Source organism: Peribacillus sp. NPDC096622 (genome assembly GCF_044762665.1).
In the GTDB taxonomy this organism is placed as follows: domain Bacteria; phylum Bacillota; class Bacilli; order Bacillales; family DSM-1321; genus Peribacillus; species Peribacillus frigoritolerans_B.
Map to the genome: position 1 here is coordinate 631,883 of NZ_JBIWES010000001.1, position 22,498 is coordinate 654,380.

General features: G+C 40.5%; 25 protein-coding genes and 3 riboswitches. Of the genes, 14 read left to right on the top strand and 11 right to left on the bottom strand.

Going from position 1 to position 22,498, the window contains the following annotated elements; all coding sequences use genetic code 11:
* Positions 1-345 precede the first annotated feature (345 nt).
* The gene (locus ACIQYG_RS03020) at positions 346-1,188 is read right to left on the bottom strand and encodes an aldo/keto reductase (RefSeq protein ID WP_402835408.1); all 843 of its coding nucleotides are present in this window, start codon (positions 1,186-1,188) and stop codon (positions 346-348) included.
* A 175-nt stretch (positions 1,189-1,363) separates the two neighbouring features.
* Entirely contained in the window at positions 1,364-2,569 is a 1,206-nt protein-coding gene (locus ACIQYG_RS03025; RefSeq protein ID WP_402835409.1) for an MFS transporter, read from the bottom strand.
* 188 nt (positions 2,570-2,757) lie between these two features.
* Between ACIQYG_RS03025 and ACIQYG_RS03030 the strand changes: the two genes are divergently transcribed.
* The 3 genes from ACIQYG_RS03030 to ACIQYG_RS03040 all read left to right on the top strand — a co-directional run bounded on the left by ACIQYG_RS03030 (position 2,758) and on the right by ACIQYG_RS03040 (position 4,846).
* Positions 2,758-3,129, top strand: coding sequence for a winged helix-turn-helix transcriptional regulator (locus ACIQYG_RS03030; RefSeq protein ID WP_402835410.1), 372 nt, complete (start codon positions 2,758-2,760; stop codon positions 3,127-3,129).
* 229 nt (positions 3,130-3,358) lie between these two features.
* On the top strand, positions 3,359-3,664 hold the full coding sequence (locus ACIQYG_RS03035; protein ID WP_402835411.1) for a hypothetical protein: 306 nt from the start codon (positions 3,359-3,361) through the stop codon (positions 3,662-3,664).
* Positions 3,665-3,694: 30 nt separating this feature from the next.
* Entirely contained in the window at positions 3,695-4,846 is a 1,152-nt protein-coding gene (locus tag ACIQYG_RS03040) for a CAP domain-containing protein (RefSeq protein ID WP_402835412.1), read from the top strand.
* Positions 4,847-4,923: 77 nt separating this feature from the next.
* Here the strand turns inward: ACIQYG_RS03040 and ACIQYG_RS03045 are convergent, their stop codons facing one another.
* The gene (locus ACIQYG_RS03045) at positions 4,924-6,117 is read right to left on the bottom strand and encodes a nucleoside transporter C-terminal domain-containing protein (RefSeq protein WP_095394328.1); all 1,194 of its coding nucleotides are present in this window, start codon (positions 6,115-6,117) and stop codon (positions 4,924-4,926) included.
* A 174-nt stretch (positions 6,118-6,291) separates the two neighbouring features.
* Positions 6,292-6,392, bottom strand: a riboswitch (purine riboswitch).
* A 215-nt stretch (positions 6,393-6,607) separates the two neighbouring features.
* Between ACIQYG_RS03045 and ACIQYG_RS03050 the strand changes: the two genes are divergently transcribed.
* Positions 6,608-7,312, top strand: coding sequence for a DUF421 domain-containing protein (locus tag ACIQYG_RS03050; protein WP_402835413.1), 705 nt, complete (start codon positions 6,608-6,610; stop codon positions 7,310-7,312).
* 103 nt (positions 7,313-7,415) lie between these two features.
* Here ACIQYG_RS03050 and ACIQYG_RS03055 read toward each other — a convergent pair whose 3' ends face one another.
* Complete coding sequence (locus ACIQYG_RS03055; RefSeq protein WP_402835414.1) at positions 7,416-8,162, bottom strand: alpha/beta hydrolase; 747 nt, start codon at positions 8,160-8,162, stop codon at positions 7,416-7,418.
* A 310-nt stretch (positions 8,163-8,472) separates the two neighbouring features.
* On the opposite strand from ACIQYG_RS03055, the gene ACIQYG_RS03060 reads away from it, so the two are divergent.
* Positions 8,473-8,793 (top strand): PadR family transcriptional regulator, encoded by a 321-nt coding sequence (locus ACIQYG_RS03060; RefSeq protein ID WP_402835415.1) that lies wholly within the window; start codon positions 8,473-8,475, stop codon positions 8,791-8,793.
* A 343-nt stretch (positions 8,794-9,136) separates the two neighbouring features.
* On the opposite strand, the gene ACIQYG_RS03065 is transcribed toward ACIQYG_RS03060, so the two are convergent.
* Positions 9,137-9,286: a hypothetical protein gene (locus ACIQYG_RS03065; protein WP_155726451.1), complete on the bottom strand. Its 150-nt coding sequence runs from the start codon at positions 9,284-9,286 to the stop codon at positions 9,137-9,139.
* Positions 9,287-9,307: 21 nt separating this feature from the next.
* The gene (locus tag ACIQYG_RS03070) at positions 9,308-9,850 is read right to left on the bottom strand and encodes a VUT family protein (RefSeq protein WP_402835416.1); all 543 of its coding nucleotides are present in this window, start codon (positions 9,848-9,850) and stop codon (positions 9,308-9,310) included.
* Between the two features lie 50 nt (positions 9,851-9,900).
* A riboswitch (PreQ1 riboswitch) is annotated at positions 9,901-9,943 on the bottom strand.
* Positions 9,944-10,182: 239 nt separating this feature from the next.
* Between ACIQYG_RS03070 and ACIQYG_RS03075 the strand changes: the two genes are divergently transcribed.
* Together ACIQYG_RS03075 and ACIQYG_RS03080 are read left to right on the top strand one after the other, a co-directional pair.
* On the top strand, positions 10,183-10,659 hold the full coding sequence (locus ACIQYG_RS03075; RefSeq protein ID WP_402835417.1) for an SRPBCC family protein: 477 nt from the start codon (positions 10,183-10,185) through the stop codon (positions 10,657-10,659).
* A 42-nt stretch (positions 10,660-10,701) separates the two neighbouring features.
* Positions 10,702-11,142 (top strand): SRPBCC family protein, encoded by a 441-nt coding sequence (locus ACIQYG_RS03080; protein ID WP_402835418.1) that lies wholly within the window; start codon positions 10,702-10,704, stop codon positions 11,140-11,142.
* Between the two features lie 149 nt (positions 11,143-11,291).
* Here ACIQYG_RS03080 and ACIQYG_RS03085 read toward each other — a convergent pair whose 3' ends face one another.
* Both ACIQYG_RS03085 and ACIQYG_RS03090 read right to left on the bottom strand, forming a co-directional pair.
* The gene (locus ACIQYG_RS03085) at positions 11,292-12,263 is read right to left on the bottom strand and encodes an HD domain-containing protein (protein WP_402835419.1); all 972 of its coding nucleotides are present in this window, start codon (positions 12,261-12,263) and stop codon (positions 11,292-11,294) included.
* A gap of 47 nt (positions 12,264-12,310) precedes the next feature.
* The gene (locus ACIQYG_RS03090; protein ID WP_402835420.1) at positions 12,311-12,595 is read right to left on the bottom strand and encodes a hypothetical protein; all 285 of its coding nucleotides are present in this window, start codon (positions 12,593-12,595) and stop codon (positions 12,311-12,313) included.
* A gap of 400 nt (positions 12,596-12,995) precedes the next feature.
* On the opposite strand from ACIQYG_RS03090, the gene ACIQYG_RS03095 reads away from it, so the two are divergent.
* Positions 12,996-13,565 (top strand): TetR/AcrR family transcriptional regulator, encoded by a 570-nt coding sequence (locus tag ACIQYG_RS03095; protein ID WP_402835421.1) that lies wholly within the window; start codon positions 12,996-12,998, stop codon positions 13,563-13,565.
* Positions 13,566-13,615: 50 nt separating this feature from the next.
* Entirely contained in the window at positions 13,616-13,963 is a 348-nt protein-coding gene (locus ACIQYG_RS03100) for a DUF4260 domain-containing protein (RefSeq protein ID WP_402835422.1), read from the top strand.
* Positions 13,964-14,008: 45 nt separating this feature from the next.
* Here ACIQYG_RS03100 and queE read toward each other — a convergent pair whose 3' ends face one another.
* The 3 genes from queE to queC are packed head-to-tail and all read right to left on the bottom strand — an operon-like array spanning position 14,009 to position 15,865.
* Complete coding sequence (queE, locus tag ACIQYG_RS03105) at positions 14,009-14,737, bottom strand: 7-carboxy-7-deazaguanine synthase QueE (protein ID WP_402835423.1); 729 nt, start codon at positions 14,735-14,737, stop codon at positions 14,009-14,011.
* A complete protein-coding gene (gene queD, locus ACIQYG_RS03110; protein ID WP_076366231.1) occupies positions 14,730-15,200 on the bottom strand; it encodes a 6-carboxytetrahydropterin synthase QueD in 471 nt (156 codons plus the stop codon). Before queD ends, queE begins: the two co-directional genes overlap by 8 nt.
* Positions 15,200-15,865, bottom strand: coding sequence for a 7-cyano-7-deazaguanine synthase QueC (gene queC / locus ACIQYG_RS03115; protein ID WP_402835424.1), 666 nt, complete (start codon positions 15,863-15,865; stop codon positions 15,200-15,202). Before queC ends, queD begins: the two co-directional genes overlap by 1 nt.
* Before the next feature lie 55 nt (positions 15,866-15,920).
* A riboswitch (PreQ1 riboswitch) is annotated at positions 15,921-15,963 on the bottom strand.
* Positions 15,964-16,148: 185 nt separating this feature from the next.
* On the opposite strand from queC, the gene ACIQYG_RS03120 reads away from it, so the two are divergent.
* From ACIQYG_RS03120 to ACIQYG_RS03140, 5 genes are all read left to right on the top strand, one after another.
* Complete coding sequence (locus ACIQYG_RS03120) at positions 16,149-17,828, top strand: methyl-accepting chemotaxis protein (protein ID WP_402835425.1); 1,680 nt, start codon at positions 16,149-16,151, stop codon at positions 17,826-17,828.
* A 444-nt stretch (positions 17,829-18,272) separates the two neighbouring features.
* The gene (locus tag ACIQYG_RS03125; RefSeq protein ID WP_214770800.1) at positions 18,273-18,488 is read left to right on the top strand and encodes a hypothetical protein; all 216 of its coding nucleotides are present in this window, start codon (positions 18,273-18,275) and stop codon (positions 18,486-18,488) included.
* A gap of 1,056 nt (positions 18,489-19,544) precedes the next feature.
* The gene (gene pgsB, locus ACIQYG_RS03130; protein WP_402835426.1) at positions 19,545-20,726 is read left to right on the top strand and encodes a poly-gamma-glutamate synthase PgsB; all 1,182 of its coding nucleotides are present in this window, start codon (positions 19,545-19,547) and stop codon (positions 20,724-20,726) included.
* 15 nt (positions 20,727-20,741) lie between these two features.
* A complete protein-coding gene (gene pgsC, locus ACIQYG_RS03135) occupies positions 20,742-21,191 on the top strand; it encodes a poly-gamma-glutamate biosynthesis protein PgsC (RefSeq protein WP_048687555.1) in 450 nt (149 codons plus the stop codon).
* 10 nt (positions 21,192-21,201) lie between these two features.
* Positions 21,202-22,485 carry a CapA family protein gene (locus tag ACIQYG_RS03140; RefSeq protein WP_402835427.1) on the top strand — a complete coding sequence of 428 codons (1,284 nt, stop codon included), beginning with the start codon at positions 21,202-21,204 and terminating at the stop codon, positions 22,483-22,485.
* The last annotated feature ends 13 nt before the right edge of the window (positions 22,486-22,498 follow it).

The following is a 22,498-nucleotide window of genomic DNA, read 5'->3' on the forward strand; positions in this document are numbered from 1 at the left end:
ATTGTAAACGCCATCGTCTGTTGATACGGCATTTCCATCCCCACCAATGCGAAGATCCAATAAAAAAAGAGAAAGACGGGTATCCCGTCCCCCTGACTATAGACAAACTGGAATAATTAAGATTGCCTGCATTTTTTTTGAGAGAGTGTAAAATATGAACGTTGATTTCCACTCCAGGCACTCGCTTTCCGCGGGCGGTCCGGGAGCCTCCTCGGCGCTCTACGCCTGTGGGGTCTCCCTTGGACGCGCTCCGTTCCAATCAACTTTGCTTAAGAATTCAGATGGAACCCCTTTTGACTACAAACTCAGACAGGTATCCCGTCCCTCTCCTGCCTTCCTACCTAATTAAAAGTCGAAATTATCAGGATCTGGACCAACACGGTGATTCTGATTCAATCCATCAATTTGGTTCATTTCCTCTTCCGTCAATTCGAAATCGAATACAGTTGAGTTTTCGACAATACGATGTTCTTTAGTGGATTTTGGAATCGTTACAATCCCATTTTGTAAATCCCAGCGTAAAATGACTTGTGCAACTGATTTGCCATGCTTGGTTGCAATAGCTTGTAAAACGTCATTATCAAGAAGTTCACCTTGCATCAAAGGAGACCATGCTTCAAGTTGTATTCCTTGTTCCTTACAGAATGCCTGAACTTCTTTTTGAGTTAAACGCGGATGGCATTCCACTTGATTGACCATCGGCTTCACTTCTGCATCTTCCATTAAATCTTTTAGATGGTGAATCTGGAAATTGCTCACACCGATCGCTTTCACTTTTCCTTCTTTATATAGAGTTTCCAGCGCTCTCCAGGCTTCTTTATATTTTCCTTCCACTGGCCAATGGATAAGATATAAATCCAGGTACTCCAAGCCAAGTTTCTTTAAGCTTTTTTCGTAAGCTGCAATTGTCGATTCATAGCCTAAATCGGCATTCCAGACTTTTGATGTTACGAATAAGTCTTCCCTTGAGATTCCAGCTTCTTTTAAGCCCTCACGGATCCCTTGTCCAACCCCTTCTTCATTTTCATAAATGGCAGCCGTATCGATGCTGCGATAACCATGTTTAATGGCCACTTTAACTGCATTTACCAGCTCCGGTCCTTCTTCTACCTTAAATACGCCCAATCCAAACCAAGGCATTTCGACGCCGTTATGCAATGTAGTTGTATCTTGTAAGTTTTTCACCATTATATTCTACCTCCAAATGATTGTTTTTATAGATTGTAATGCGCTTTAAGTATCAGTATCATTACATCCCTTCAAGGAACCTTCCATCATTCGCTGAAGGGATGCAATGATACTTATATTATTGATACTCTATACGCATAGCATGCTTTTTCTAAGATGCATCACTTTTTTAATCCTATGCTATTTTGTCCGTTCCCTTGGTACGGTCTTTACTTTCCATGGCCCGGCTCCAGCCTGTTAAAATCACTGCTGCAAACACCATGACTCCACCTATCCACGCTGTATGGATCAACCCGATCGAATCCGTAATCACCCCTCCTAAGTAGGCACCAATGGCGATACCCGCATTGAAGGCGGCAATATTGATGGCTGACGCCACGTCCACTGCACTCGGCACGAAACGCTCCGCTAACATGACGACATACACTTGAAGCCCCGGAACATTCATGAATGCAAACAATCCCATTAAAATGATCGTAATTAAACCAGCTACCTTGAACGGTGCCGTGAAAGTCAACACCACAAGTACAATGGCCTGAATAAGAAACATATAGAATAGGGCATTAATAGGATTGCGATTGGCGAATTTCCCGCCAAGGGTATTTCCTATCGCTATGGCCACTCCATATATTAACAAAATCAAGGCCACAGTTCCTTCTTTAAACCCTGTTACTTCCTGAAGTAACGGCGACAGGTACGTGAAGACAACGAATGTACCTCCATACCCTAACGCTGTAATGATGAATACTAACAGCAAACGCCCATTCGTCACCAATTTGAGTTGGTCTCGGAAAGTGGTCCGTGCTGCTTTTCTTAAATCTGATGGGACTAGGATGCCGTTTCCGATGAAAGCGATCAAGCCGATTGCCACAATGATGATGAAAGCGAATCTCCAGCCGAATTGCTGACCGATGAAGGTTCCAAAAGGAACCCCGGTCACCGTTGCCACCGTCAGACCTGTAAACATGATGGCGATGGCACTCGCCCTGCGGTTTTCAGGGACCAAATCAGCGGCAATCGTAGCGCCGATTGACATGAAGATACCATGTGCAAGCGCTGAAATGACACGTGCGATCAATAATACACCGACCGTGGTTGCAGAAGCCGCTAATGCATTTCCGGCAATGAACACGACCATTATCCAAAGCAATAAAGTCTTTCGCGACATATTCGATGTCAGTGATGTCAGGATAGGTGCCCCGAACATGACCCCCAAGGCGTATAAGGACACCGTCAATCCCGCCGTTGTCACTGTAATGTGTAAATCTTTGGAAATGAGTGGTAATAACCCCACGCTGATGAACTCTGTTGTTCCAATCGCAAAGGCACTGATCGCTAAAGCCAGCAATGCCCATGTACTTCTATTTTTATTTGAAATCATATCCTCTTCTCCTTCTTGTCATTTTGTACTATCATTGAAATTGCCTGAGCAACTTTTTTTATAAATGGTACAGTGGAATTCGGTGTGCAAATGTTATTATGAGATATAATACAAATAAAAAACAGTACGTACTTTAAAGTGATATAGGCACCTTTTAGTACCTATAAAATAAGGAGAGTATGCAAATCATGCAAAAAAAGAAATACAATATATCCGTTGAAGCTACACTTGAAGTAATGGGCGGAAAATGGAAATGCGTTATCCTCTGCCATCTGACCCACGGGAAAAAGCGGACTAGTGAATTGAAGCGCCTTATGCCGAACATCACCCAAAAAATGTTGACCCAACAGTTGAGGGAGTTGGAAAAGGACGGAGTCATCAATCGGATCGTTTACAACCAAGTCCCCCCGAAAGTGGAATATGAACTTAGCGAGTATGGAAAAAGCCTGGAAAGTATCCTTTCCGCACTATGTACATGGGGGGAAAACCATATAACCAGAGTGTATGGTGATAAGTTTTCCGTTCTCGAGGAAAGTGTATTGAATGATCAATTAAAGTAATCCCAAATGAAAAAGATTAGCGTAATGGCTAATCTTTTTTTTGTTTATAAAGAATTCTCCTGATTTAACTAATAATCAAAGCTAGTCCCAAATCCCCTTTAATTTAACCTTCGTAGGAGGCACCTGTTTTATTCCCCTCTTTATTTTTGGTATAATATGTAATGCCAAATCATTTAAATTTTTTATTTTGTAATCGAAGAAGTATAATGGTCTAACCAAGGAGTGACATATGAGGGTCTTATTAGAATTGATACGCATCATATTAATATTCGGGATAGCCGGAACAATCATTTCGAACATTGTAAACGGCATATATATAAACATAGGAGTGAATCAGTATGGCTGGCTAGGCTATATTGCGATACTGCTTTTATTATTCGTCTGGTATAGAAATAAACTTCAGTTCAGTGGCTGGTATTCGGGAAAAGCGAAGGAAAAGCTTCCAAAAATGGCCTCACAAGTAATCATTATGTGTTCACTATTTTTGTTATGTGCCCCACCTGTTTTAAGTGTGCTGCAGATGATCTTTCATTAATCGGGATTCTATATCCTGGATAGAGCAGGAGTGAACGATTTGCGGAAATTGTTTAATATTGTGGTCCTCATACTCCTACTCTCTGGATTATGGTATGGATATGGTAAAGATATTCAGGAGTCTGGATTCAAAGCGGGGGTTAGTGCCTTTGCATCAGATGTTCGTTCATTTATTAACGGGCCCGAGGTTACGACAGCCTTGGAAAAACTAAGCACTGGGGTCAGCAGCCTGATTGGCTCGCTGACGGAAACATTGGATAACGCTTCTGAAAAAGAATCGCAGGAAACGGAAAAAGTGAAAAAACCAGCACTGGAAGCACCTGCTGATGCATCCTTCTCAGTCCGAAATATCGAAATTGGCGACACGAAGGATGATGTGGAAAAGTTGACTGGTGATGCTAAGCGGAATACGCTGAATGAATATGGCGTGGACTGGTTTGCCTATCACGAAAATTATCAAAACTTCTTCATGGTTGCCTACGATAACGACAATAAAGTTGTTGGGTTATATACGAACCAAGATTTGATTTCCTCAAAGGAAGGCATTAAACGCGGCACTCCTAAAGAAACCGTGACCGGGAAAATGGGGGAGCCTGTAACGAAACTGCTTAAAGGAAACGTCTATTACCAGATTCGCAATGACAGCGGCGAATACGATATGTTTGAAATGGATAATAGCTATGTGACCATTTTTTATGACAAACATGAGAAAAATACAGTCACGGCAATCCAAATCATCGACGCAAAACTCGAAAAGCAAAAGAGCGGCTATTTTGCAGAAGCCGGCCCCGGATTAAAGAAGGGCTTTGAATATCAATTATTCGATTTGACCAATGCATCACGGGTCAATCATGATCTATCCGTGCTATCATGGGATAAACGAGTGAAGGTCACTGCACAGGATCATAGTGCAGATATGGCCGTGAATCAATACTTCAACCATACAAACCTTGAAGGAGAATCCCCTTTCGACCGGATGGAAGATGACAAAATCAATTTTCGAATGGCGGGGGAAAACCTGGCTGCCGGTCAAAATAGCAGTATCTTTGCCCATGAAGGTTTAATGAATTCCATTGGACACAGGGAAAACAAATTACAGAAAGATTTTGAATCCCTCGGTGTCGGAGTTGCCTTCGATGAGGAGGATAAACCGTATTATACGGAGAACTATTTGACGAAATAAACGAAAAAGCTGTGCATGGGAAAATCCTGCACAGCTTTTTTCAGATAGGACATCCAAATGGACGCCCATGTTTTAAATCACCAAACGAATAATCCAACGACCATGGCACTTAGCAAGGAAACAGCCATCCCGCTAACCAACAGCTTCCAAACATTCCTTCCGATGATGTTCGATTTCTCATCATTGAGGATGGAATTGAATGTTCCATAGATCATGCCCACTGTACTGAAGTTGGCAAATGACGTCAAATAAGTGACAGCCACAGCGACTGTATGCGGAGGCAGTGTACTGACTTTATCCTTTAAATCGAGCAAGGCAACGAACTCATTCGTTGCAAGCTTGATTCCCATCAATTGTGCGACATACATGGCATCATGTCCAGTTAATCCAAGCAGGAATGCAAATGGACTAAAAATGACGGAGAAAATCTTTTGAATGGTCAATCCATCCACGAAGAAGCCGAAAATGCCGTTTACGCTGGCCGTTAACGCCACATAGCCGATAACCATTGCCATGATGACGAAGACCATTTTGGCCCCAACCAACATACTGTTGGAAATGGTGGAAAAGAAATCTTTACGTTCCTCTTTAGAAGGTACATAAACGACGTCTTCTTCTTTACTGACATCGACGGGATTCAGCATGTTAGCTATCAGCAATGCATTTAAGCAGTTCAAAGGTATCGCTACAAAAACATAGGTTGCCGGTACCATGGACAGGTAGGCTCCAATGATTGAACCGCTGATGCTGCTCATACTCATGATTCCAAATGTCAATAGACGCTGATCCTTAATCGCACTGAGCTGAAGGCGGAGTACGGCAAGTGCCTCGGTATTTCCCAGGAACATCATCTGAATCGAAAAGAAACTCTCAAGTTTCGGCAAACCGGAAACTTTTGAGATGAGCCATCCCACTTTATCGATGATCCAGGTAAGTATACCGAAATACGATAAGACATCAAAAAACGTGATAATGAAGATAATTGGCATCAATGCGCTGAAAAAGAAATCCACTTGTTCATTTGCCATGAGCGAAGGAAAGACAAAAGAAATCCCTTCATTCGCACATTCAATCAACCAGGTGAAGAATGAAGCGATCAGATTGATGACCCACGCCCCTATTTTTGTTGATAGCATGAACCATGTGATAAGCAATTCAAGAACCAGCAAGGTAAGAATGGCTTTCCACTTAACGTTCCTTTTATTAGGTGAACAAAGGTAAACGATGCCCATTACAACTAAAACACCTAGTATATTCAATAAGAAATACATGCTTTCATCCCCTTTGTCTATATCATTTCCCATTCGTTTTTTTTATATAAAAAGCCCTCACCTTTTTACACCTTCAGCCGCAGCAAGAAAGTGTGAAAAAGTGAGAGCCTTCATGAAACATATTAAATGGATCAAGCTTTTTTCAAGCGAACCAACATAAATCTGTTCATCTCTTCTATTTTCATACTTCCTTGTAGTCCGGCATTACGGCTGCCAGGTAGAAACTATCAGACCATTGTCACTGATATTATACAAGGATATTTTTTAAATAAATTTCTCAGGAAAGATATCATTTTAAATCAGTTTATTTTTAATTACAATACGTTTTAAAGTTGTTATATTAATATAAATTTTTCGAAAACAATGAAGGAAGTCTCCAAAGGGCCAATGTTGGGTAATACTTATGAAGAAGCTGGCTAAAACTATAAACGGCCCCATCTAAAGAGGTCTTTAAATAAGCTTCCCAATAGAAATAAGGACGTGAAATTTCGTGGATTTTTTTAATAGCCAGGAAACTCTTACTGCAATCCAATGGGTTTTAAGAGCCATTATTTCTTTCTTCTTCTTACTTTTTTCGGTTAAATTGATGGGGCAACGGTCCATATCGCAGTTAAGATTACTCGATTTCATAATGGCATTAATTATTGGGAACATTCTTGCCCACCCTTTATCTGACGAAAAGTTAGGTTTGAAGGGCTCAATGATAACAACCAGTGTATTGGTCATTTTATATATAATTAGTGTGTTTGCGGTCCTTAAGTGGAGCAAACTCCGAAGGTTTTTTGACTCTGCCCCCTTTCCGCTTATCGAAAATGGACAAATCCTTTACAAAAGCTTAGCAAGGGCCCGAATCTCCATCGATGTTTTATTATCGGAATTAAGAAAAGAAAAAGTCGAAGATATTCAAAAAGTATCCCTCGCACTATGGGAACCCGGCGGTACCATTTCATTGTTTTTAGATCCCCAATATGAAGCAGTAACCCCTGCAGATATGCACCTTGCAACAAATGCCTTCACTTTTCCTAAAACGATTATTAAAGAGGGAAAGATTGATTCTAAAGAATTGAATCGGGGTGGTAAAGACGAAGTATGGCTGAAAAACAGAATCAAAATAACATTTAATGCCGAAGTGAACGATATTTTATTGGCAACTCTTGATAATAACGATACCTTAAAGGTCTTTTTCTACAAATAGATTTTCAGCCAAAATAAAATCCCCTCAAGTATAGTGTTAAAGCCTACATATGAATGTAGGCTTTTTGCACGTTCAACTTAAAGGGGATCAAATATATCACTTATTACTCCGACCAATTCAGTGTATTTAAGAACTTATACACATCTTCATACACCTGTTCACGTTCCTTGCCCAATGTGATAATATGGCCCGATTTTTCATACCATATCAAGTGTTTATGCTGCGTATCGACTTCATTGAAAATCGCTGTAGCACTCTCCGTATAGTCGGGATCATCCAAACGCCCTTGCAGAACAAGAGTTGGTGATGTGATTAAATCTAAATTTTCACCTGTCTCATTTATAATGTTCAACACATCTTTTAGTTGAGGCATAGGCTCTTCTTCAAGCAGCTTCACTTCTGCAGCAATTTGATCTGCATCTTTGCCCTCAAACTTCTTATAAGCCTGTGCATAATTGAGCAAGCGGTTCTTTTGCCGATCGATACTTTTTCCTTGCGTCGGAGCACACATTGAAACTACACCTTTTACAGGCAATTCAATTCCCACTTTTAATGAGAAAACTCCTCCTAAAGAAATTCCTACAACTGCAATTTCCTTATAACCTTCTTCTTTAAGGAAATTATAGCCATTAACTACATCTTCCCACCATTCCTTTGGACCTGTTTTAGCAAGTTCCTCTGCTGATACTCCGTGCCCTCTATAAAGAGGTCCGTGGCAAGTATAGTCGAGATCATTCAAGTATTTCCCTAATTTCTTCATATCTCCTGTACTTCCGGTAAACCCGTGAAGCAGAAGAACTGCTCTCTTTCCACCTATAAATGTGAATGACTCAGGTGCTTTCACTTTCATCTATCTAGGACCTTCTTTCTTTGCTCTTGATGATAAATAGAATCTAAATGATTTTCGAAAAAAAATCAATTAATACCCCTTGAGTAGGGATTCTTCTATCCTATTCCGAATTTTCATTAAAACAATTAAATCATGTATATAGTATACTTACCACACTCTTCACAACTCATCCGTTCCGAAGCACATTTTACTATGATTAAATTAATTTAGCAATCGTCATTTAACCATTTTTTTAAAGAAAAGTAAAATGCACCTTGTGATACGATGTACAACGTATTACACTTTAAAAATGAAAAGGAGGAGATTTTATTTGGATAAAGAATTAATGAAGGGAAGCATTGACCTCCTTTTGCTCTCACTTCTTTCACAAAAAAACCTATACGGCTATGAAATCACGAAGATCTTGAAGCAAATGAGCATGGGCAAATATGAAATAGGCGAAGGCACCCTCTACCCCGCCCTTAAACGATTAGAAAGTAAAGAATTCATAAAAGGCCATTGGAAAGAGTCCGAATCAGGCCGCAGGAAATATTATCATGTCACCGAAAATGGCCAAACCGAACTTGAGCGGAAACGCGAATGCTTTTTCTTCCTGGAAAAGTTAGTTCGGAAAAGCGCAGAGCAATTCTAAACCAAATAAAAAAGCTTCCTGCACCCATTAATGGAACGGCGCAGGAAGCTTTTTTGCTGTTTTACTCGTAAAAGCGTGCTGCACACTTAATTTCGCACTGTTTAAACGTAAAATTCGTACTGCAATCATGATTTCGACACTGTTTACTCGTGAGTTTTACACTTTCACTCGTGAATTTGGGCTGTTTACTCGTGAGTTTTGCACTTTTACTCGTGAATTTGCACCGTTTACTCGTGAGTTTTGCACTTTTACTCGTGAATTCGTACGGCACTCATGAATTCGCGCTACACTCGTTAATTCGCAGGTTAACAAGTGAATTACTTCAATCAAGCAAAAAAAGGACCTAATTTGGTCCTTTTTTGTCTATTCCTTTATGCTTGCGATAATTGGCGCAGGAGAGCTTCATGCATTCCCCTTGAACATGCGGGCCATATTTTTCACGAAAGGCCTCGAGGCAATAGCATTTATCTTCTTCTTTTTTGGTTCCATCCATCGAGTGCATCCCTCCTGGCATTTAACTGGAGACTAAACGTTTCTCCAGTTCTACGTTGATTCTTCCCAACAATACGGCACCAATGGACTGAATGATAGTTTTAACGATGATTTGGCCGATGACCGCAGCGGGTACTGCTTCCCATGGCAATATATTGGCACCCAGAGGACTTAGGCCAACCACGACAAATATCACCGAATCGAAAAATCCTCCAACGATCCCGCTGTAAAACACCCTCCAACTCATAGGGAGCTTTAAACGGGTATAAATTTCCGTATCCGCTGTTTCTGCGACCACGAAGGATAATGCGGAAGCAAACACAATCAGTAACGTATCCCCTAATAAAAATGATACACATGCAGATAAAATAAGTGCAGTGACGATGCATATATAGGTCTTCGCGCGGCCGAATTTATTCTGGACCAGATCTCGGAAGATGAAGGTTCCCCCGATGAGCAGTGTACCCATCGGGATGATGAACATGCCAAAATGTAATGGCGCAAAAGCTGCTGTAACCACATTCGCCGTGATGATGGATACTAAATACAATAAAATTCTTAACATTTCTTAATTCTCCTTATACAGAAAAAACAGCACCCTAAGAAAGAGCCCTGTTCTCCTTAGTTTTTTTGAGAGGGTAGCTAGAACCTCTTCCGCCCGGGCGGATTATCATTTTCCTTATTCATCGTAGCTTGAAAGCGATTGGAAATCAAGAAGTTTCCATACCGTCGATTTTAGTATGTATGCGCGGATACCTATTGATTTAGCCATTTACTTCAATGGCCCTGTCCCCCCTTTTGCCGATTTCTGTCGCATAAAACTGCTTGACCGGCTGTATATGAAAGCCGAAAATCAAAGATAGAGTCATGTACCTTATTTGGCGAGGGGGAAAAAGAATGATGAAAAAAACTACATTTGTCTATCCTATTTATATCGCAACCACACCAGGGAAGCTTTGGGAAGCCTTGACGAGTGGTGAAGTCACGAAGAAATACCACTTCGGATTGCAAGTACAGTCTGACTGGCAGGAAGGGTCAGCCGTTAAATATTTGCTGGAAGATGGGCGGATTACTGATCATGGGAATGTACTTAAATGCGAGCCGCTGCACCTCCTCTCGTTTACATGGATCATGGCAGGAGACGAAACACCTCGCGAGCAGCCTACACGGGTCACTTTTGAATTACAGAAAATGGACGATTCAACTGTGAAGTTAACGCTTAGGCATGAGGAGCTTTTGGAGACAGATTTCGTAAACGATGACAATACCTTTGAAGGCTTGAATAATGGATGGCCAGCCATTCTAAGTAACTTGAAGAGCTTGTTTGAAACGGGACGGACCCTGCCGCCCATATCAGTAGACTGGGATAATTAAACGGAAACTATAAAAAACACATTGAAAGAGAGTTGAGTTAGTATGGATACCCAAATAATCACGAAATTCAAGATCGTCAAGCCAACGAGTGAAGTGTTTGAAGCCATTGTGAATCCTGAAAAAATCGGGAATTTCTGGTTCTCATCGAGTTCGGAAAGATGGGAACAAGGCCGGACGCCAACATTGAGATATAACGAATACGATGCTGAAGTGGTCATTCATGTATTGGAAGTAGAGGAAAATAGGAAAATCGTGTTTACGTGGGGCGGAAATGATCAAGAAACGGTCGTTACAATTACACTAAAAGAGTTGGATAAAACGAGTACAATCATTGAAGTAAACGAATCTGGATTGAGTGAAGACGACCCTGAAATAATTAACAAAATGATCGGACAAAAAGAAGGTTGGGTATATACATTAACCTGTTTAAAGGGTTATTTAGAAAATGGTGTTACTACTTTGAGAGCATCATTAGTTTTTTAATTATTAAAGGGTGCTGGTTCGGATTTTGTGTCCTTTTGATAAGGCACCCGTTAATCAATCGCCTTCTAGATGCCGATTGTCTATAAAAATCAACTAAATTTTTATACTGGAGGAGACTTAGATCTTTCGATGAATCTTTGACATGAAATTCAATCGGAAATCACTTTTAGATATATGCCCTTCGAAGCTTTTTTATAGGCTTCAATTCCCATTTTCTTGACTTTTTCAGATAAACTGGATGCTCTTACTGATTGGGTTCCTTGAATGACGGAAGGATCCATCAGGCGCATTTTATTTTTAAGATGTATATCGTATTCCATTTGATCTTCTTTCACCTTTACGTTACCATGGATCCGTTTTACCAGGTTTTGCACTTCATGGTCTTCAGTGGAGCTTAACAAGGACATGACTTCTTCATCTGTACCGAGTAGGTCATCAAGGCTGATCAGTTTTTTAGTTAAAGCCAATTTTAAGGTCTTTGCCAAGACATCATAGCCATATATATTTAGTGGATTCATGAAAAAATCAATAACTTCGCTGTAATACGTTTTCACAAACCATTCCGCCGATTCAATATTATCCAGATACATCCTTCCATTTATATTAATTACATGGTTTAGAAATTCATGAACGGATTCCAGTGTGATATGTCCATATTGATACATATCCCTGAGAGTATAATCTACCCGATCAGCACATAACTCAGGTGCTGGCTGTTCAAGCAATTCCCATTTTGATTGAAAAATGACGTTACAATCATATCCATATTCCTTCAGTATAAATGGGATTTCGGATTCCATAATGACTTGATCATATATCTTTTCATGATAATCTTCATCCTTACAATCCAGAACGAAATCAATAACATGTGAAAATGCAGTGTGGGATATGTCATGCAGCAAGCCAGCGATTTGTTCCTCTAATGAACCCCCAAGCGCTTTTATTAAAAGCATCACACCAATTGAATGGTCAAATCGTGTGACATCCCACTTCTCATTAACTAAATAACTTGCCCCGCCTTGATGTATCCCCTTCAACCTTTGGACAGGTTTGCTTACTATCAGCTCTTCAAGAACTCCCTCTACAATGTGTTTCCCATAGATACTATCCAAAACTATCAATAACTGCCGGCTCCCCCCATTAGTTTACTCATTACAGGTAGGTAATTTCACTGATTTTCTTTTGTAAAAATTATTTCCCCCTTTTCATTTTCCTCATATTGCTTTTTTGCCAATTTTTTTATTTCCTCTTCATCATTCAAATCGATATCACCTGGATTGACCTCATCAATGCCCTCTATGATTATCATTTCATTTATTATTACCTGATCTCGTGGATTCACTTTTATAAAGTCTTCCACAGGTTTTGTTTTATCTTTATACGGTTTAGTTAATAAAAAATAGCCGGTCAAGACTATGAAAATTGATGCCAAAATACCGAATTTCTTTTTCATTTATCGATTCCCTCCAACGCTTCACCAATACCCTTATAATACCATATCAGGGCATTGGTGGTATAAAAATAAATCAAGCGTATATATGGTTGGTTCCCTTTTTCTATTACAGGACATTCATATTTCCTATGATTTCACCCTTTAAAATAGCTGTAAATTCCTGTTTCTTGAGTTGCTATGGATATGGGAAAAGTCATGCCCACTAGTATTTAAGCTAACTGGTTGCGGGGAAATAATCCATCGGCAATGTCCTGCATCCCCATCTTTGCCCTCTTTTGATCAAATGGAAAAATTCAACTTAAAAAACAGCACTTTATAATTTTGTCTAATAATTGACATTTTAAAATCAGTGAGTTATCATCCTAATTAACCAGTGGTCAATAAATAAGGAGGTGACAGGATGTCGCCAAGGAAATCGGCAGGTAAAGAATTGTCCAGGGACATGGTTTTGAATGAAGCTAGAAACCTTTTTGCAACGTTAGGGTATTCGAATGTCTCAATGAGGCAATTGGCTAAATCGTTGGATTGCAGCCATGGAGCCATTTATTATCATTTTAAAAATAAGGCGGAAATATTTTATAGTTTGGTGAAAACGGATTTTTCCGTTTTAAATAATTTAATCGATGATATCATCATGTCGGAAAATGACCCTCCTGTAAAAATGGAAAAGATTTTATTGTGCTTCCTGGAGTTCGGTTTAACCCAACAGAATCATTATTCCATCATGTTCTTATCGAAGGAAAAAGAAATTCAGCAGTTACTTCAATTCGATTCTAATAAAACATACGAAAAGCTAATCCAGTCCCTGACGGACCTAACTGACAACAAACTGAATCCTGCATCCATTTGGTCGATTTTTCTTTCTCTTCACGGATTCATAACTTTTTATATTAATTCTGAACTATCTTATCAAGATGTAAAAGGTTTAGCTTATTTTCATGTAAAAAATATCACCAAGAATATCATATAATTTTTTAAATATTATTGACCAATGGCCAATTAAACTTTGGAGGTTTTAAAATGGTGAAGAAATTCCTTCATATTGAAGGACTTATGGCACTTTTAGCGGTGCTTTACATCTATTCGTTATATGAATTCAGCTGGTGGATTTTCCTTTTGTTGATTTTATCTCCTGATGTTTCCATGCTGGCCTATCTGATCAATGATCGGATTGGAGCAAAGGTTTATAACTTATTCCATACTTATTTCCTGTCCATCTTCATGATTTTGTTAGCCATTTTTCTAAAGTTGGATGCAATGATGATGATTGGTTTAATATGGACCGCGCATATAGGAATGGACCGCTTATTTGGATATGGCCTTAAATACACATCATCCTTCAAAGCTACACACATGCAAAGGTTGTAATAAACTTAAAAGGCAGTGTGATTTAAACATCACACTGCCTTTACTTTACACGCCCCGCTTGTTACCCCATACATAGGTATGCAGCTGGGGCAGGACTTTCACATCATTCAATTCATCATCTGCTATCACTTTATCAATTAACTCTTCGTACTTCTTCAATAGGCCGCTGATCAGTTGACGATCATCCGCCGTCCTGCTGTCGTCATTGCCGACCTGCAGATAAAAAGGAATATCCGGGTAACGCCCATGTACATGTTTGGCATATTGATAGTCTTCCTCGTTAAAGACGACAATCTTCAATGAGACATGGTATTCAGGATTTCGATCGCCAAGGTTCGAGATGATTTGGTCAAGCACCGTAAAGTCCGTGTTCATTCCAGAGCTCGGCGGCTTAGGTGAAATAGTCAGTTCATCAATATCAAGAAGCCAATCCTGCCATCGGCTCCCTTGTGTTTCGACACCTATTTTCATTTTATTTTCATGTAAGATCGCTATCAAGCCGTTTAGGTTTTTCAGCAGAGCCGGGTTTCCGCCCGATATCGTCACGAAGGAAAAACCGGAACCCCCAATTCGCTTCAGCTCATCCCATATTTCTTCGGCAGTCATCTGGACGGTATCTTCCTTACCGGTGCCATCCCAAGTAAATGCGGAATCACACCAGGAACACGAATAATCGCAGCCGGCCGTCCGAACGAACATCGTTTTTTGACCAATGACCATTCCCTCTCCTTGGATGGTCGGACCGAAGATTTCCATAACCGGGAGTTTACTCACTTTCCATCCACTCCCGTCTGGCTTCGGCATAGCTTGTCGGCGTTTCGTACAGTCGAACGAATTCGACTCTAGCACCCTCATATTCTTTTAATGAAAGGGCTTCGGCCATTTTTTCATAAATCCAGACAACCATATTTTCAGCTGTTGTATTCATGAGCGGCAGGGTTTCATTCAAATAACGGTGATCCAGGTGAATTTCGATTTCATTTTTCCATATATCCTTGATGTCCCCAAAATCTATCATCAACCCGCGTGAATCTGTATACCCGCTCAATCCGAAAATGACCTTATACGTGTGGCCATGGAGGTTCTTGCATTTCCCTTCATAGTCATGCAGATGGTGCGCCGCGTCAAAGGTGAATTCCTTACTCACGAGGACCCTCTTGTTTGTATACTTCAATTGGCTGCGCTGAATATCTTCATCTATTTTTTGGAGTTTATCCACTATCGTAAAACCGTACATCATGAAAGCACCTTCCGTCTGCTTTCATAGTCATCCAGTCCTTTTTTCCGCAGATTACAAGCCGGACAATCTCCACAGCCATCGGAGATGATTCCGTTATAGCAAGTCAGGGTCTTTTCGCGGACAAAGTCGAACGCGCCAAGCTGGTCAGCAAGCTCCCATGTTTCCTCTTTATTAAGCCACATTAGCGGCGTATCAATCACGAATGACTGGTCCATGGACAAGTTCAAGGTCACATTCAACGATTTAATGAATACATCGCGGCAGTCTGGATATCCGCTGAAATCCGTTTCACAGACACCGGTGACAATATGTTTAGCGCCAATCTGACTCGCCAGCACTCCGGCAAACGAAAGGAACAGCAAATTCCTCCCTGGTACGAACGTCGACGGCAGCTCCCCTTCTTCTCCGTCCGCCACTGCGATATCACTTCTCGTCAATGCATTCGGTGCCAGTTGGTTCAGCAGCGACATGTCAAGGATATGATGGTTCACGCCCAATTCCTTTGCAATGTTTTGAGCGCATTCGATTTCCAAGCTATGCCGCTGATTATAATCGAACGTCACCGCTTCCACTTCCTCAAATCTCTCCAATGCCCAGAACAGGCACGTCGTACTGTCCTGACCTCCGCTAAACACAACCACTGCCTTTTCTTTCTTCTTCATTTCTATAAAACTCCTTTTTACGGAAAAAAACAGCACCCTAAGAATAGAGCACTGTTTCTCCTTAGTTTTTTTGAGAGGGTAGCTAGAACCTCTTCCGCCTTAACGCGGAATATTATATTTTTCCAAGTCAATAGTAACTTGAAAATGATTAGAAATCAAGATGTTTATATAAAGTGAACATTAGACCTGATGGAAAATTTGGTTAACTTTTCATTGCTTAAAAATACCATTGAATATCCGATAAAAAAGAGTGAATAAAATATCGATAAAGGGGTCCATTAATTTGAAAAGCATTAAAGCAAAGGTATTGGTGGCATTTTCACTCATCATATCCTTATGTGTCATCTTAGGAGCATTCAACATTTATAGCAGCAACAAGTCACTGGTTTATTCCCAGGGTATCATCGAAAGGGAACTTCCGCTTCTTATCCAAGACGAAAAGCTGCTATATAATCTAGCACAAAGAACCGCATTCGCCCGAGCCTATATTTTATATGGCGACGAGAGTTATAAAGAAAGGTTCTTACAATATACTGAAGAAAGCCAGGTCATCCAGGAGGAACTCCTAGCCTTAAGCGATTCTGATAAAGCAAAGGGATTGATCGAGAAAAGCGTGGATTGGAGGACGATGATTGTAGAGCGGGTATTTACGCAATATGAAAAAGGAAATGAAGAACGCGCTAAAGAAATACTCAAAAATGAAGTGGCGCCAATCAGCAATGAAGTAATGGAGGGTTTCAAGGAGCTTGCTTCAAAACGCGAGGAATTGATTGTCGCTTCAGGTGAAACCGTAATCGAAAGCGGGAAATCGGTCAAGACGACAAGTATCATCATGTCCATTGCGGCTGTCCTTATCGGCCTTGTGCTGGCGCTTGTTACTGCTAACCTCATTACCACCCCTCTCCTTAAAATCAGGGACAGGATGAAAATGGTGGCTGACGGAGAACTGAATCATGAGCCCCTGGAGCAAAAGTCATATGATGAACTGGGCGAATTAACGGTCTCCGCCAACCAAATGCAGCAAAACCTTCGTGATACGATTGAAAAAATGCTCGTTGTTTCGCAATCCGTTTCCAACCAAAGCGAGGAGCTGACTCAATCAGCAAATGAAGTGCGGCAGGGCAGCAAGCAAATAGCGACTACAATGTATGAACTTTCCGAAGGTTCGGAGTCACAAGCCAACCGGGCAGCTGAAATGGTTCGCATGATGGATGATTTCACCGGCAGGATCGATTTGGCCCACCTAGAAGGAGTGGATGTAGCTAAAAGTTCAACCGAAATCCTTTCCTTGACCAAGGAGGGCACCGCTTTAATGCGCAGTTCGGTCCAACAGATGCAAAGTATTGATGTGATTGTCAAAAGTGCCGTAGAGCAAGTGAAAGGGCTCGATTCTCAATCACAGCAAATTTCGCAGCTTGTGCAGGTCATCAAGGATATATCCAATCAAACCAATCTATTGGCGCTGAATGCAGCCATAGAAGCCGCTCGTGCTGGTGAACATGGCAAGGGCTTTGCCGTCGTCGCCGATGAAGTGCGGAAACTCGCTGAAGAGGTCACACACTCCGTCGGGGATATCACCAATATTGTCTCCGCCATTCAAACGCGTTCAAAAACAGTCGTCCACTCCCTGGAAGATGGTTATACACAAGTTGATGAAGGCACGAAACAGATCACGCTCACTGGCCGAACCTTTGAAACAATCAATCACTCTGTCGGGAATGTAGAAATGAAAATACAGCAAATTACAGAAGAATTGAACTATATCTTCACAAATAGTAAAAAAATCAATCAGGCTATCGAAGATATCGCAGCCGTTTCTGAAGAGTCTGCGGCAGGAATCGAACAAGTCTCCGCCTCCGCCCAGCAATCCAGCTCTTCGATGGATGAAATCACGAATCATGCCAGTGAACTTGCATCTTCGGCGGAATTGCTGACTGAACAGGTTAAGAAGTTCCAATTATGACATTAGCAATTTCCCGATACGTGAATGCGGGAAATTGCTTTTTTTCTCCTAAAGGGTTGTTTCATTTTCGTATATTCGGGTAATAAATAACTATACACAATAATGAAGCATTAAAAAGAAAATCTATTAAAAGCGGCTGGAATTGATAATTTTCCTTTGTTTTCAGAATATTTAGTGTATAATGAATATAATTAAAGGAATATTTTAACTAAAGTAATGAATACTTCCAATACCAACAAATCCTTACCTTTCCTTTCAACACCATGCATGGGCCCATATGCTCAGTAAATATCGATTGCATGCATTCTCTCGAATCAAACCATTCACAACTTTATTCACACAAGAACATAATTTTCACTCCAAATTTGTAAAAAAAGGTTAAAATCAACCAATGATATGTTACTATTAAACTAAGACCTTTTAACCCCATAAGGAGGAATTCATATGAAACGTTTTTTCAAATTCATCGCAGATTTTAACGAAAGAAAAGCACTGGAACGGGAAACCGAAGAATTCTTTCGCAAAGAATACGAAAATTATATGAAGATGAATCCTGACAATCAAGGAAAAAGAAGGAGATTAGCTCCTAGACTTTATGTGATTGATGGCGGTAAAAAGGGCTCCAACCTTGAGATTTCTGACAGAAAGAAATCCAGTTAACCTGCTTCCTTCCGTAATCAGCTACCCCTGCTGTAGCTCAAGAACCACAAACGTTAAAGCTCCTAGATATACAGAGAATCGTCACCATTCCATTCATTTACAACATATAAGCCGAAAGCTCAGATGCTTCTGAGCTTTCGGTTTGTCGACAAACGGGGGCGGTACGGTCTTATCCCAGCCATGTTTTTAAACAAGATTAGATTATCTTTCATGTTTTTACTGTAATCCTTATTGGAATGAAGAAATTTATGACACTCCTACCGAATAACTGGCTAGCCGCGACACTGCAGTGGCTTCCTTTAATGAGGCTTGGCAGACAATCGGCGGAAAGGGAGCGTATTTCTGAAATCAACTGGAACGTTTTTAAAGAGAAAGATACAGTCCGAAAGCTCAGATATGCTTCTGGGCTTTTTTATTTTTTCTTATATAAACACTATATCTATAGAAGAAACTAGGTATTTTTTAAAAGAAATGGGTTAACTTTAGTTTATTTCATGTTTTAGGTAAAAGTTCAATTATAGGCCCATGGGTATTTACTAAGAGAAAAACTGGATAATATCAAAAAAAAGAGATGTGTTCTTTTACTCATCTTTATCCAATTCAAAAGAGTTCAACTAATTGAGTCATTAGATGCAATATTTCACATTGAATGACAAATGCATAAAAATTATTAAGTTTATGTCAAACAATGGGTATAAACAATTAATAAACTGTAATAAACATCACTTTTTATAAATAATTATTATTCAAATATAGTCGCTATGAATTAGGTTCAATTGCTCACAAAACTACTTTGATTCTGACCAAAATGGGTTTTTATTAAACTTTCCATAATTTAGTGTAAAAAAAATATGGATTCCTTCGATTCCCCCCCATATCTTTGTACTCATAAAATATTTTATCCCATTAGATACTATTACACCCCAATATACATTTATTTGAAAAAGCTAAGTATAACTATATTACAATAGAATAATTCGCTCTTGCCTATTAAGTTTAAAATCATGTAGTGTGTATTCAGTAATTCAAATATTTGAAAAAAAGAGAGGTTAAAAAATGGCACCAATATTTATTTGTGCGATCTTTTTGCTTGGTTATGGCATTTTTGAACAAAAACGCCATCAGAAGCGTCTCGACTCCATTCCAGTACGTGTGAATGTGAATGGGATTCGAGGGAAATCGACTGTAACGCGTCTAATTACAGGTGTGATCCAGGAAGCAAAATACAAAACAGTAGGTAAAACAACCGGAACATCGGCAAGGATGATCTATTGGTTTACCGACAAGGAAAAACCGATTGTACGCCGCCCTGAAGGACCCAACATAGGAGAACAACGGCGTGTAGTTAAAGAAGTTGCCGACTTAGGCACGGAAGCACTGGTTTGTGAGTGCATGGCCGTACAGCCTGACTATCAACTAATCTTCCAAAACAAAATGATCCAGGCAAACATCGGGGTCATCGTGAATGTATTGGAAGACCATATGGATGTCATGGGACCGACTTTGGATGAGGTTGCTGAAGCCTTCACTGCTACCATTCCCCATAATGGTCACTTAATAACCATCGAAAGTGAATATTTGGACTTTTTCAAGCAAATTGCCAAAGAACGCAACACAAAAGTGATCGTTGCAGACAATTCCAGAATATCGGAAGACTTCCTGCGTGAATTCGACTATATGGTATTTCCGGATAATGCATCACTGGCCTTGGCCGTTGCTGAAGCTTTGGGCATTGATGAAAAAACGGCTTTTCGCGGCATGTTGAATGCGCATCCCGATCCAGGTGCCATGCGGATCACCAAATTCGGAGATCCCATCCAGCCAACTTTCTTTGTCAATGGCTTTGCTGCAAATGATGCGTCATCGACGCTGAACATATGGGAACGTGTCAAAACGTTCGGATACAGCACAGAACCTCCTATCGTCATCATGAATTGCCGTGCCGATCGTGTGGACCGTACCGAGCAGTTTGCTAGAGATGTATTGCCTTACATAAAATCTGAAATCGTCATTGCCATTGGTGAAACCACATCACCGATTACAAGGGTATTCGAGCAAGGGAAATTGGATACTAAAGAATATTGGGATTTAGAAAACTGGTCAACTGAAGAAATCGTGTCCCGTCTCCGCCCATTGATGAAAAATCGCATCGTCTACGGTGTCGGGAATATTCACGGTGCTGCGGAACCATTAATTGAAGCATTCATGAAATCTAAAACAAAGCAAAAAGCAAGTTAAGTAGGAGGAACCTTAATGTTTGGATCGGATTTATATGTAGCCCTAGTACTGGGAGTAACGCTTAGCCTTATATTTTCAGAAAAGACGGGTGTCGTACCCGCAGGACTTATCGTGCCAGGTTATTTGGCATTAGTATTTGATCAATGGGAAATCATGCTGACCATTTTGATCATTAGTGTCGTAACTTATTTAATCGTCACTCACGGCCTTTCAAGATGGGTGATTTTATATGGAAGAAGAAAATTCGCCGCCATGATGGTGACCGGGATTTGCTTGAAACTCCTATTGGACTTAGTCTACCCCGTCATGCCCTTTGAAATATTCGAGTTTCGGGGAATCGGTATAATCGTACCTGGATTGATTGCGAATACCATACAAAGACAAGGAATGCCATTGACACTTGGCAGCACGCTTTTATTATCCGGATTAACTTTCGGTTTAATGAACGTGTACTACCTATTCTGAGGTGCAAAAAATGAAACGGACTTTAAATGCAAAAGAAAAAACACTTATCTTTATTAAACGCACCAAGAAAAAGAATCTTAAATACACTGGAATCATACTACCTATATTACTAATCGCTTTAGTCATTACCACATGGATGGGACGGGCTGAGGAAGTGAAAACAGTCGAATTGAATTCCGATCAACCATTTACGATGACAATGGTCGGTGATGTGATGATGGGACGTTATGTTGAAGAAGTGACGGAAAAGCACGGGTACGAATACCTCTTCCGGTATATGAAGCCCTATTTTTCCAATTCGGATTATGTCAGTGGGAACTATGAACATACCGCTTTAAAAGAAGATGTATCTAACTACAAGGAAGCAGATACACCCATCCGGTTAAACTCGAATACCAGTGGTGTGAAAGCCGTTAAAGATGCCGGCTTCTCTGTGGTGTCTTTGGCCAATAACCATATGATGGACTATGAAGAACAAGGTCTTCTTGACACGATTGATGAATTCAAAAGTGCGGATATGCACTATGTTGGTGTTGGTTCGAACTCTGCGGAAGCAAAAAACAGCATCCACTATGCGGATGTTAATGGGGTACGTGTCGCAACACTTGGCTTCACAGATGTTTACGGTAAGGATGCCGTGTCAAAAAATGATAAAGCCGGACTATTAAACTCCAATCCTGATTTATTATTTGAAATGATCGGCAAAGCAAAAGGTGCCAAGCAAGGCAACGCAGACTTGGTTGTGGTGAATATGCACTGGGGACAGGAGTATTCGACATCTACAACCGCCCGTCAAACAGACTTGGCTAAAGCTATCATCGATGCGGGGGCTGACATCATCATCGGCCATCACCCCCACGTTCTTCAATCGTTTGATGTTTATAAAGATGGAATCATTTTCTATAGCTTAGGAAATTTCATATTCGATCAAGGCTGGACACGCACAAAGGATTCAGCCATGGTTCAATACCATTTAGCGGAAGACGGAAAAGCTACAATCGATGTTGTACCATTGCAAATTGAAGAAGCAACACCAAGGCCAGCTACCTCTTCAATTGACAAATCACGTGTTTACCGGCAATTGACGAAGGAAACGAGTGAAAAAGTCCAGTGGTCGAAAAAAGAGGATCGCATCGAGATTACCTTGGATCACAAGAAGGTAATCGACCATAAGGCACAACGTGAACTAGAGGAAAAGGCAGCAATGGAAAAGAAAGCTGCACAAGAGAAGAAAGCTGCACAAGAGAAAAAGGCAGTCCAAGCTAACCAACAGGAAATACACCCCATTCAGTAAGGAACGCTTTGTC

Excerpts from the sequence above, each read along its gene's own strand:
- queC (WP_402835424.1), bottom strand. The coding sequence starts at position 15,865 with ATGAAGAAGAAAGAAAAGGCAGTGGTTGTGTTTAGCGGAGGTCAGGAC.
- pgsB (WP_402835426.1), top strand. The coding sequence starts at position 19,545 with ATGGCACCAATATTTATTTGTGCGATCTTTTTGCTTGGTTATGGCATT.
- ACIQYG_RS03095 (WP_402835421.1), top strand. The coding sequence starts at position 12,996 with ATGTCGCCAAGGAAATCGGCAGGTAAAGAATTGTCCAGGGACATGGTT.
- ACIQYG_RS03065 (WP_155726451.1), bottom strand. The coding sequence starts at position 9,286 with ATGGATGGAACCAAAAAAGAAGAAGATAAATGCTATTGCCTCGAGGCC.
- ACIQYG_RS03035 (WP_402835411.1), top strand. The coding sequence starts at position 3,359 with ATGAGGGTCTTATTAGAATTGATACGCATCATATTAATATTCGGGATA.
- ACIQYG_RS03075 (WP_402835417.1), top strand. The coding sequence starts at position 10,183 with ATGATGAAAAAAACTACATTTGTCTATCCTATTTATATCGCAACCACA.
- ACIQYG_RS03090 (WP_402835420.1), bottom strand. The coding sequence starts at position 12,595 with ATGAAAAAGAAATTCGGTATTTTGGCATCAATTTTCATAGTCTTGACC.
- ACIQYG_RS03140 (WP_402835427.1), top strand. The coding sequence starts at position 21,202 with ATGAAACGGACTTTAAATGCAAAAGAAAAAACACTTATCTTTATTAAA.
- ACIQYG_RS03055 (WP_402835414.1), bottom strand. The coding sequence starts at position 8,162 with ATGAAAGTGAAAGCACCTGAGTCATTCACATTTATAGGTGGAAAGAGA.
- ACIQYG_RS03080 (WP_402835418.1), top strand. The coding sequence starts at position 10,702 with ATGGATACCCAAATAATCACGAAATTCAAGATCGTCAAGCCAACGAGT.
- ACIQYG_RS03070 (WP_402835416.1), bottom strand. The coding sequence starts at position 9,850 with ATGTTAAGAATTTTATTGTATTTAGTATCCATCATCACGGCGAATGTG.
- ACIQYG_RS03100 (WP_402835422.1), top strand. The coding sequence starts at position 13,616 with ATGGTGAAGAAATTCCTTCATATTGAAGGACTTATGGCACTTTTAGCG.
- ACIQYG_RS03025 (WP_402835409.1), bottom strand. The coding sequence starts at position 2,569 with ATGATTTCAAATAAAAATAGAAGTACATGGGCATTGCTGGCTTTAGCG.
- ACIQYG_RS03020 (WP_402835408.1), bottom strand. The coding sequence starts at position 1,188 with ATGGTGAAAAACTTACAAGATACAACTACATTGCATAACGGCGTCGAA.
- queD (WP_076366231.1), bottom strand. The coding sequence starts at position 15,200 with ATGTACGGTTTTACGATAGTGGATAAACTCCAAAAAATAGATGAAGAT.
- pgsC (WP_048687555.1), top strand. The coding sequence starts at position 20,742 with ATGTTTGGATCGGATTTATATGTAGCCCTAGTACTGGGAGTAACGCTT.
- ACIQYG_RS03030 (WP_402835410.1), top strand. The coding sequence starts at position 2,758 with ATGCAAAAAAAGAAATACAATATATCCGTTGAAGCTACACTTGAAGTA.
- ACIQYG_RS03045 (WP_095394328.1), bottom strand. The coding sequence starts at position 6,117 with ATGTATTTCTTATTGAATATACTAGGTGTTTTAGTTGTAATGGGCATC.
- ACIQYG_RS03125 (WP_214770800.1), top strand. The coding sequence starts at position 18,273 with ATGAAACGTTTTTTCAAATTCATCGCAGATTTTAACGAAAGAAAAGCA.